Consider the following 10,176-nt stretch of genomic DNA (forward strand, 5'->3'; position numbering starts at 1 on the left):
GAGCAAGTGGCAAAAACATTATACGATAAAATTTGGCAATCCCATGTGGTTGCTAAATTAAACGAGCAAACCGATCTCTTGTACATTGACCGTCATCTAGTACACGAAGTCACTTCACCGCAGGCGTTTGCGGGATTAAGAGAGCAGAATCGTCCGGTAAGATGTCCAGAAAAAACCTTTGCGACGATGGATCATAATGTCTCGACCAAGAGCCGTTCGATTGATGCTGCCAGCGAGGTGAGCAAAAACCAGCTACAAGCGTTGGCACAAAACTGTGAAGAGTTTGGCATTGTGCTTTACGATTTAAATTCGATTAACCAAGGCATAGTGCACGTAATGGGACCTGAGCAAGGGATCACTTTGCCGGGTACAACGATTGTATGTGGCGATAGCCATACCTCAACGCACGGTGCATTTGGTGCGTTGGCTCACGGTATTGGTACATCAGAGGTTGAACATGTGCTGGCCACCCAAACCTTACAGCAGAAAAAAGCCAAATCGTTAAAAATTCAAGTGAATGGTGTATTGCGTCCGACCGTGACTGCAAAAGACTTGATCCTCGCTGTGATTGGGCAATTAGGCACAGCTGGTGGCACTGGCTATGTGGCTGAGTTTTGTGGTTCGGGGATCGAAGCGCTGTCGATGGAAGCGCGGATGACGCTCTGTAATATGAGTATTGAAATGGGGGCGAAAGCTGGCTTGATCGCACCTGACGAGAAAACCTTTGCGTATTTACGTGGTCGCCCATTTGCACCACAAGGCGAAGACTTTGATGCCGCAGTGAGCTACTGGCAAACCTTGCATAGCGACCCGGATGCCGAATTTGATCGTGTCGTAGAGCTGGATGCTGACAGTGTGCAACCTCAAGTAACCTGGGGGACAAGTCCAGAGCAAGTCATTGGTATTAATGACCTAGTACCTAACCCTGACGATGAACCTAATTTAGTCAAAGCGGATGCGATGCGCAGCGCGCTGAAATATATGGGCCTCACAGCAGGACAAAGGCTAAGCGATGCCAAAGTCGACACCGTATTTATTGGCTCTTGCACCAATAGCCGTATTGAAGATTTGCGTGCGGCAGCACAAGTGGTGGCGGGCAAGCACGTAGCGGCAGGCGTTGAAGCGCTTATCGTCCCAGGATCTGGCTTAGTAAAGCAGCAAGCCGAACAAGAAGGCTTAGCCGATATTTTCAAAGCTGCGGGGTTTGAGTGGCGTGAACCGGGCTGCTCTATGTGCTTGGCGATGAACGATGATCGTCTTGGCGCAGAAAAGCGCTGTGCATCGACCTCAAACCGGAACTTTGAAGGGCGCCAAGGGCGAGGCGGTCGTACGCATTTGGTGAGTCCAGCAATGGCGGCGGCGGCAGCAATTGCAGGTCACTTTACTGATATTCGAGGAGAGGCGTCATGAGCGTGTTTCATCAGGGCCTAGTTGCGCCACTAGACAAAAACAATGTTGATACAGACCAAATTATTCCCAAGCAGTTTTTAACTTCAACCAGCCGCGATGGGTTTGATAAAGCGCTGTTTTATGATTGGCGCTATCTTGAAGATGGCCAGCCTGATCCGAACTTTGTGCTTAACTATCGACAATATCAGGGCGCGTCAATCTTGTTAACGCGTGACAACTTCGGTTGTGGTTCGTCTCGTGAGCATGCTCCTTGGGCACTAAAACAATATGGTTTTACCGTGATCTTAGCCGAGAGCTTTGCCGATATCTTTTTTAACAATTGTGGTAATAACCAAATGCTTTGCATTGCGTTACCAGTCAGCAAGTTAGATGCGCTTTTCGATGCATGTGAGCAACAATCACAAGTGCATTTGAGTATTGATCTAGAAGCACAGCAGATAAGCGGATCAGGTATTACGCCAATTGACTTTGAGGTGCGAGAAGACATCAAAGCACGCCTCTTGAGTGGTCTTGATTTTATCGGTGAGACCGAATTATTAAATGCCCAAATTGATGCTTTTGAGCAGCAGCTTGCTACGACAAGACCTTGGCAATAATACCTGTTTACTCAATTTGGTCGAATAATTTTGCCACAAAGCCAGAAGCTGATTAAGCTCTGGCTTTATTTGTTTTAGGTGTCTCCAATGAAAAAATTAACTTTCGCGCTACTCGCGACCTTGAGCTGCGCAGCCTTTGCGCGTCCTGCCCCGCTGGTTTCCATCCCAAGCCATGATGCATTTTTTGACGCTATTAAAGCGCATTGTGGCAAAGCCTACGAAGGTAAAGTGACAGTGGATAATCAAGGGCCAAGTAGCTTTAGTGATGCGCGTCTTGTGATGCACGTTCGTCAATGTAGCGACGCTGAGCTTCAAGTCCCATTTCATGTAGGAAAAGATGCTTCAAGAACTTGGATCATCACCAAAACCGGTAGTGGTTTGAGCTTAAAGCACGATCACCGCCATGAAGATGGCAGCGACGATGTTTCTACTATGTATGGTGGTCATACCCTAGATGCGGGATTTAACACCGTGCAGTCGTTCCCTGCTGATGAATATTCAAAACAGTTATTTGTCCAGCAAGGGATCCCACAATCAACAGGAAATACATGGCAGATGTATATCTACCCAGAGCAGTTTACGTATCGTTTAGTGCGTGAAGGGCGAGAGTTCCGAGTGGACTTTGATTTAACGAAACCGGTAGCTGCACCAACAGCGCCTTGGGGATATAATACCAATTGAATTAATTCTCTAATCAATTTGAAGGGTGAAATAGCATATTAGCTTCGTTAAAAATTTCTCATTTAGAACAACTAAATAGCAAAATTTTTGCCTTGCTACTAAAGCTATTTCCCCGCTTCAAGATAGATCATTTACTTAATACAACTGGTATAAAGACTAAAGCCAGAGCGGGTTACGGAAAAAGATTTGTAGCGCTAACAAAAGTGTGTGGCTATTTGGCCACACATTTTACGTCTACCGTTAAGTCATTCTGGTAAGGTCTTGGCTCTAATGGCATCTTATCAAAGCCTTGAACGCCACCGAGTAATGTCAATTGTGGGTTACTGCCTTGGCATAAGCGTTTGGCATGGCGCAGCAAAAATACGCTTTGTTGCCTAAAATGCGCATAACTATCTGGCTTAATTGCCAGTCGAAAGTGGTTATCATTATACGTGGTTTGCTCATAATGTACTTTGTGGTCAAAGTCATAGAGTTTTTCAGGTTCGCCTCGTGGAACCGGTGTATATTGGCACGCCGAGAGCAGTGTTGCACCTACGACTAGGGAACTTAGTTTTAATGAATTTAGTCTCAATGATAACTTACGCATAACTGTCCTTTTAGTCTGCTACATTTACAGTATATCACATGGGAGATTAGCCACTTGCTTAACCAACTTAAAAAACTATTTCAAAGCTTGCAGGAATCATCACCGAAACAAGAAATTGACTTTAATACCGCGCTTGCTGCATTACTGGTCGAAGTGATGCGAGCGGACGGCAAACTACAACAGTCGGAGTTCGACAAAATTGCGGAGTTACTCAAAACACGTTGTGAATTGCCTGAACCACAAGTCAGTGCACTGATAACACAAGCGCAGCAATTGGTGGAACAGGCCGTAGATATGTATTCTTTTGCCAAGCAAGTGAATAATCACACTAGCGACATTGAGCGCATCGAGGTCATTGAGCTATTGTGGCACGTTGCTTATGCAGATGGCGAACTCGACAGCCATGAAGACCATATCATTCGGAAAATAGCCGGGCTGTTTTATGTTGCCCATGCCGATTTTATTGCAGCAAAGCTTCGCGCACAGTCAGAGTGATCGGTGCGTTGTTTTATACTAATTAATTGCTAATGGCTAACTAACTCCGTTTGGCAGCTACTGATAGCTTCTTTGATCATAAAGTTGACTAAGGTAGGAGAGATTTTATAAAGGTTGGCTATTTCTTTCTGTTTAAGTCTCCCATGACGATAAAAAGAGAGAATGTTTTGATGGCGGCGAGATAGCTTTCCAATTGTATCGTTGATCTTTCCACTCAGCTGCTCACTCTCATATTTAGATTCAACATCTATTTGGTGGTCAGTCAGTTGTTCAAAATGACTGGCCTCAATATCAACTAAATTTTCACGATTGAACTTTCTCAACATATCGATAGCGATATTTCGTGCAACTTGATAGCAAAAACTAGTTGCATTTTTGACGGCTTCATTCTGGCTTGTGGACATGCCAGCTAACCGAATATAGGTATCTTGCAAGGCATCTTCAGCTAAATATGGACAGCGTAAAATACTGGATAGGTATACAAGTAATTTTGACTCGTTTTCAGAAATAACACGCGACCACTTAACCGCAAATTGAGACACAGCTACTTACTCCTTAAGCATTTCAAAAATAACAACAACGCAAATGATAATAATTATCAGTTATTCTATTTTTTATAAAGGAGGACTGTCAAGTACAAAGTTTACTTTTTGTGTTTTATTTTTTTCTTATGATTAACAAAAGTATTGGTTTTGGGGATTTAACCATCAACGAAACTGCAATGCTGAGCGCCTGGATTTCATTTTGAGTGAAATAAAACTAAATAATTTTGCAGTTGAGGCGTCATTGCTAGCAACTTCGTTTATTTACAGTCTGGGTAAAAGTTATGAGCTTTGATAATGAAAATAGCACATTTAAAGTATTGATTAATCATGAAGAACAATACTCTCTTTGGCCAAGTTATAAATCAATTCCTGGGGGATGGCGTGAAGTAGGCTGTGAAGGAGACAAGCAGACTTGTCTTGATTATATCAATCAACATTGGACTGATATGAGACCACTGAGCTTACGTCAAGCTTTAACAAGCTGATTGTCCTAATTACCTGTTATCCGCTTAGTGTCGATATTTTTGTAAATTTTATGTTTCAAATGTTCGGCATATTTATCCGATTTTTTCGTTAGCAGGCGTTAGAACGTGGCTGGATACCATTCAAAACGTCGGTGATTTACGGAGTAAACTATGTCCGCCATTACAATAACTGACCACCTTATACATCATGCTGAAACCCAGCCTAATCAACTTGCGCTGGTCTGTGTTGAGCGCAAATTGACTACGCAGTGGACTTATCAAACGCTACTTGAAAAAGTGATGTTTGTTGCCAGTCATTTTCAACAGTATGCAAAACCAGGAGATAGAGCCCTGATTTTGATGGAAACTGGTATTGAGTACGTTGCCAGCTTTTTAGCCTGTCAGTATTGTGGGATCACTGCTATTCCTAGCTTTCCTCCTGAATCGACGAAGCCACAACATCTCGCGAGAACGATAGGAATCGCCAAAGACGCCAGTGCGACTTTAATTCTTACCACAGCCCGTTTCAGTGAGACGGTGCAAGCACTGACTGACCAAACTTCCGGTGCGTCCATGTTAAGTGTTGATGAGCTGCAAGAGATAAATATACCAGCTCAACGTGCCAATACAGCGCCGAGTGACATTGCATTTTTGCAGTACACATCAGGTTCAACAGCAACACCTAAAGGGGTGATGGTTAGTCATGAGAACCTAATTGCGAATGAGCGAGCGATTAGCGAGCGGATGGAGACGACGAGCAACGATGTCATGGTTAGCTGGTTGCCGCTATTTCATGATATGGGGTTAATTGGAGGCTTACTACAACCTTTATTTATGGGATTTCCTCTGGTATTGACTTCTCCTCGTTACTTTATGGAAAGGCCTGTAAGGTGGTTACAACTACTAAGTCAGTACAAGGGGACTATCTCTGGAGGCCCTGACTTTTCATTTCGATTGTGTTTGGAGAGAGTAAAGGAAAAAGTGCTAGAAGAGCTCGATCTTCGTCATTGGCGAGTTGCATACTCTGGGGCTGAGCCCATCAGACACGATACACTCATTGACTTTGCTGAGCGCTTCTCTGCTTGTGGTTTAAACAAACAGGCTATTTACCCATGCTACGGCCTCGCTGAAGGAACATTGATGGTGACTGGCAGCCATGCCAATCAAGGCGCATATGTGACGGCATTTGATAGCGCTAAATTAGCCGCAGGTATTGCAGAGTCGGTTCCAAGTCAGGACTGGAGAAATACAGAACATTATCGCCATCAAGTCGGCTGCGGTATCGTCGCCAGTGAGCATTTCTTACGTATTAGCGATCCACAAACTCATCAGCAACTTGCAGATGGTTTGATTGGAGAAATATGGACTGCAGGTCCCAGTATCGCGGTCGGATATTGGCAAAATGAAGAAGCGACACGCGCCACATTTATCGAGCTAGATGGCAAGCGTTGGTTAAGAACAGGTGATGTGGGCTATATCTACGATGGCCAACTCTTTATCTCAGGAAGAGAAAAAGATCTAATCATCATGAATGGCCACAATGTCTATCCCCAAGATATCGAAAGAGTGATAGAAGCGGAATTGAGCTTTGTGCGTAAAGGTCGAGTGTCAGCATTTCCAGTTCCAAGCGCGGAAACTGGAGAAGGGATTGGTCTTGCTATTGAGACGACGAACAGCTATCGAAACACTGTTGCGGCGGAGCTCACCGCTGAAGTAGTAAGAAACTTTATCAGCACGCAATTCGGCCACAGTCCCGAACTCGTATTACTGCTTGATCAGGGCACATTGCCGAAAACATCTAGCGGAAAATTGCAGCGTAGCGCTTGTCTTAAGTTATATCAAAGAGCGCAGTTGGTGCCATACGGCACTTTCGATAGCGAAGCGTTGCGCAATCTTGGACAAGTAGAATGTACGGTAGAAGCATGGTCTGATTTTGAACAAGCGATCGCTAAGTCGTGGCAGCAGGTACTCAACTATCCAGTGACAAATAACCGAGCTAACTTTTTTTCTTTAGGCGGGAATTCACTCAAAGCGGTACGTTTAATTGCGTTGGTTCAAACACAGTTTGATTGTCAGCTGGAGACGACTTGTTTATTTAATGCCCCTGAATTTGGTGATTTTTGTGAGCTTGTTAAACACAGTAAGGCGCAAAACACGAACAGGCTTCAGTTACTCCCAACGCATCAAATAGATCACCCTTTAAGCGCTCAACAGCAAAGGCAGCTGTTTCTATGGCAACTGCAGCCTGAAAGCAACGCCTATCATATTGGGGCAAAAACTACGTTAGTAGGCTCAGTGTCAATTGAGCATGTAGAGCAGGCTTGCCGTGTGGTGTTTGCCCGCCACCCAATCTTGAGACAGCAATTTATGAAAAGTGAAAGTGGACAATGGCGACAGACTGCGTCATCTCGTCCATTGAACTGGTGTGTTGAAGATATGTCACATTTATCTCAGCAGCACCAATCCAGCTGGATTGCTAAGTGGTATCAAACTCCCTTTGCTCTTATGGAGGGAGATTGTTTCAGGGTTGCATTGGTGGAGGTTGCACCGCGACAGTTTACTTTATTGGTAGCGATGCATCACATTGTGGGGGATGCATGGTCCTTCGAGCTGTTGATAAAGCAAATAGCTGATATATATCATGCGCTTGAAAAAGGTACTGAAGTAAATATAGAGCCGAGTTTACTGCAGTACGGTGACTTTGCTCAATGGCAGCAAGATTGGCTCGAGAGTGCAGATGCAAAACAACAACGGACTTACTGGCTAGCACAGCTATCAGGTGATGGGGATGAGGAACTTATCACTGCGCAGCGTGAAAAAACGCAGCAAGGGTTACAGTCTAGATTGTTATGTGAGCAATTAGATTATCGCCAAGTTCAGCAACTCCAAGCCTTTTCACATCAGCAAAGTGCAAGTTTGTACATGTTGTTGTTAGCATCTTTGCAGGTTACGTTTTATCGTTTATATGGTAAGTCAAAGCCACGAGTTGGCGTTCCGGTCGCAAATCGACGTAGTGCCTCGACTCAAGAAATGTTGGGCTTTTTTGTTAATACGCAAGTGCTTACCGCAGATATTAACCCTGCCATGACGTTCGGTGACGTGATAGCTCAGGTCAAACAGCGGGCGCTAGAGGCGCAACAGTATCAAGATTACCCATTCGAAAAACTAGTCGAGTTGTTAAACCCAGATCGCAAGCTTGGGCACAACCCGTTATTCCAATTCATGCTTAACCATGTTGAGTACCAAGCAAACCCTTGGTGTGAAAGTGCATCTGTGCAAGCAAGTACTGTGGAAGCGCTCAATCAAGAAGTACAGTTTGACTTTAGCTTAGATTCTAGATTATTTAATGAAGGCCATCTTGATTTAGAGCTTCAGTATAACGGTACCCTGTTCTCAAAAGCGCAGATGCAAAACTTTATGCAAAGCTGGCTCACCCTGCTACAACAGGCAGTTCGACACCCTAATGAAGCGATTGCAGAGTTAGTGATGGTGACACAAGAGGACGCATTATTAGCGCTTGGGAAGGGCAAAGCGAGCACTGAAGAAAAAATCGACTGGCTTTCGCAAATCGCGCAGCATGCGAGTGTAAGTGCTGAAGCAACTGCCATTATTTATCGCAATGAAGATTACAGTTATAGCTGGCTGTGGCAACGCGCATGTACTGTTGCACAGAAACTTTCTGCGGAGGGCGTTGGAGCGGAAAGTGTCGTGGGGATCCTGTTACCTAGGACACCTGACATGCTGGCTTGTACCCTAGGATGCTTACTTGCTGGTGCGGGTTATTTACCACTGGATGCCAATTTCCCTGAAGCTAAATTGGCATTCATGTTAGAAGATGCCAACTGTTGCAAACTCATTAGTGATGATGTCACAACTAGCGCAATATGGCAGGGCGATGTTTTCACACCTGCTGAGTTATTTAATACATCAAGCTTGGCAGATGAAATAAAGGATGTTGGTGATATTAATCATCTTGCTGTGGCTTATCTAAACTATACCTCTGGCTCGACAGGAGCGCCTAAAGGAATAGCGATAGAGCATGGGGCATTGGCGATATACATTGCCTCAGCAATCGACTTTATGGCCCTAACTGCAAAGGATGTGGTGTTGCAGTTTGCGACCGCAAACTTTGATGCTTTCGTTGAGCAAGTGTTTCCAACTTGGACTGTGGGTGCGACCTTAGTACTTCGAGAAGATGTATTATGGGACGCGCAAACGCTTTATACCCAAGCGCAACGACATCGAATTACTGTCATGGACTTAAGCGCGGCTTACTGGCGTACGATCGCAGCTTCGTGGGCGCAACAAGCTAAACGTCATGGCACACTGGCGCTTCCTCATCTTCGTCAGGTGCACTCAGGTGGTGAAGCGATGTCGACAACCGGGATTGCTGATTGGCGAGCTGCGGGGTTAGATCATGTCAAATTGCTGAATACCTATGGGCCTACAGAGATTGTTGTAGAAGCAAGTGTATTTGACTGCACCGCACTTGAACCATCTGCCAATGTACCGATTGGTAATGCTATCCAAGGTCGACAGCTTTATGTGTTAGATAGCGCATTACAGTTAGTGCCACAAGGTGAAGTAGGTGAGTTGTACGTTGGTGGTGATATTTTAGCGAGAGGTTATTGGCAGCAATCTGGATTGACAGCGTGTAAGTTTATTGCTGATCCATTTAGCCAAGATGGCGCTCGCATGTACGCTACCGGCGACTTGGTACGTTGGCAGGGAGAACAGCTGGAATACATAGGTCGTCAAGACCATCAGGTGAAGATAAGAGGATTTAGAGTAGAGTTATCAGAAGTTGAAGCACAACTTTGCAACCTACCTAAAGTTAGACATGCGGTGGTACAGCTTAGGGATACACAAAGCTCAGCAAGTTTAGTCGCTTATGTTGAGGCTGATGGTGTAACAGAAGTTGAATTGAAGCAAGCTCTACAACAGCAATTACCTCATTATATGATCCCTGATGCGATTTTGGTGTTAGATAAACTTCCTCTTTCTGAAAGTGGCAAATTAGAGCGTCATAAACTGCCGGATATCAAAGTGATGCAGAGCTGTGAAACGCCTAAATCAAGCGCAAGTGAGTTAGAACAGCAGTTAATCAAAGTATTTGCTCGCCACCTACAACGAGACTCCATTGCAATAGAACAAAACTTTTTCGACTTAGGTGGTCACTCTCTGTTACTGATGGCGATATATGATGAACTCAAGCCTGATCATCCATCATTATCATTAACGGATCTATTTCAGTACCCAAGTATTGCCAGCTTAGCGAGTTATTTGACGACAACAGTCAGTGCGCAAACCACATCACTGCCAACGTCAAATAATAAAAAACAAAAGCAAGCTATGAGCGCCTTTGCTGCCAAGAAGCGTAAATCAAGAGAAGTGTAACT

General features: G+C 44.6%; 8 protein-coding genes. 6 read left to right on the forward strand and 2 right to left on the reverse strand.

The window, feature by feature from the left end; genetic code table 11:
- Positions 1 to 6: 6 nt before the first annotated feature.
- From leuC to JJQ94_RS05895, 3 genes are all read left to right on the forward strand, one after another.
- Complete coding sequence (gene leuC, locus JJQ94_RS05885; RefSeq protein WP_099031302.1) at positions 7 to 1,410, forward strand: 3-isopropylmalate dehydratase large subunit; 1,404 nt, start codon at positions 7 to 9, stop codon at positions 1,408 to 1,410.
- Positions 1,407 to 2,006 carry a 3-isopropylmalate dehydratase small subunit gene (leuD, locus tag JJQ94_RS05890; RefSeq protein ID WP_099031303.1) on the forward strand — a complete coding sequence of 200 codons (600 nt, stop codon included), beginning with the start codon at positions 1,407 to 1,409 and terminating at the stop codon, positions 2,004 to 2,006. Before leuC ends, leuD begins: the two co-directional genes overlap by 4 nt.
- A gap of 87 nt (positions 2,007 to 2,093) precedes the next feature.
- Positions 2,094 to 2,687 (forward strand): hypothetical protein, encoded by a 594-nt coding sequence (locus tag JJQ94_RS05895; protein WP_099031304.1) that lies wholly within the window; start codon positions 2,094 to 2,096, stop codon positions 2,685 to 2,687.
- 211 nt (positions 2,688 to 2,898) lie between these two features.
- Here the strand turns inward: JJQ94_RS05895 and JJQ94_RS05900 are convergent, their stop codons facing one another.
- Positions 2,899 to 3,273, reverse strand: coding sequence for a hypothetical protein (locus JJQ94_RS05900; protein WP_099031305.1), 375 nt, complete (start codon positions 3,271 to 3,273; stop codon positions 2,899 to 2,901).
- Between the two features lie 54 nt (positions 3,274 to 3,327).
- Between JJQ94_RS05900 and JJQ94_RS05905 the strand changes: the two genes are divergently transcribed.
- Positions 3,328 to 3,768 carry a tellurite resistance TerB family protein gene (locus tag JJQ94_RS05905; protein ID WP_099031306.1) on the forward strand — a complete coding sequence of 147 codons (441 nt, stop codon included), beginning with the start codon at positions 3,328 to 3,330 and terminating at the stop codon, positions 3,766 to 3,768.
- Positions 3,769 to 3,797: 29 nt separating this feature from the next.
- Here the strand turns inward: JJQ94_RS05905 and JJQ94_RS05910 are convergent, their stop codons facing one another.
- Entirely contained in the window at positions 3,798 to 4,310 is a 513-nt protein-coding gene (locus JJQ94_RS05910) for an RNA polymerase sigma factor (protein WP_099031307.1), read from the reverse strand.
- A gap of 284 nt (positions 4,311 to 4,594) precedes the next feature.
- On the opposite strand from JJQ94_RS05910, the gene JJQ94_RS05915 reads away from it, so the two are divergent.
- Positions 4,595 to 4,798 carry an MbtH family protein gene (locus JJQ94_RS05915; RefSeq protein WP_099031308.1) on the forward strand — a complete coding sequence of 68 codons (204 nt, stop codon included), beginning with the start codon at positions 4,595 to 4,597 and terminating at the stop codon, positions 4,796 to 4,798.
- Between the two features lie 150 nt (positions 4,799 to 4,948).
- A complete protein-coding gene (locus JJQ94_RS05920; RefSeq protein WP_099031309.1) occupies positions 4,949 to 10,174 on the forward strand; it encodes a non-ribosomal peptide synthetase in 5,226 nt (1,741 codons plus the stop codon).
- Positions 10,175 to 10,176 lie beyond the last annotated feature (2 nt).

It is taken from the genome of Pseudoalteromonas sp. GCY (genome assembly GCF_016695175.1).
In the GTDB taxonomy this organism is placed as follows: Bacteria; Pseudomonadota; Gammaproteobacteria; order Enterobacterales; family Alteromonadaceae; genus Pseudoalteromonas.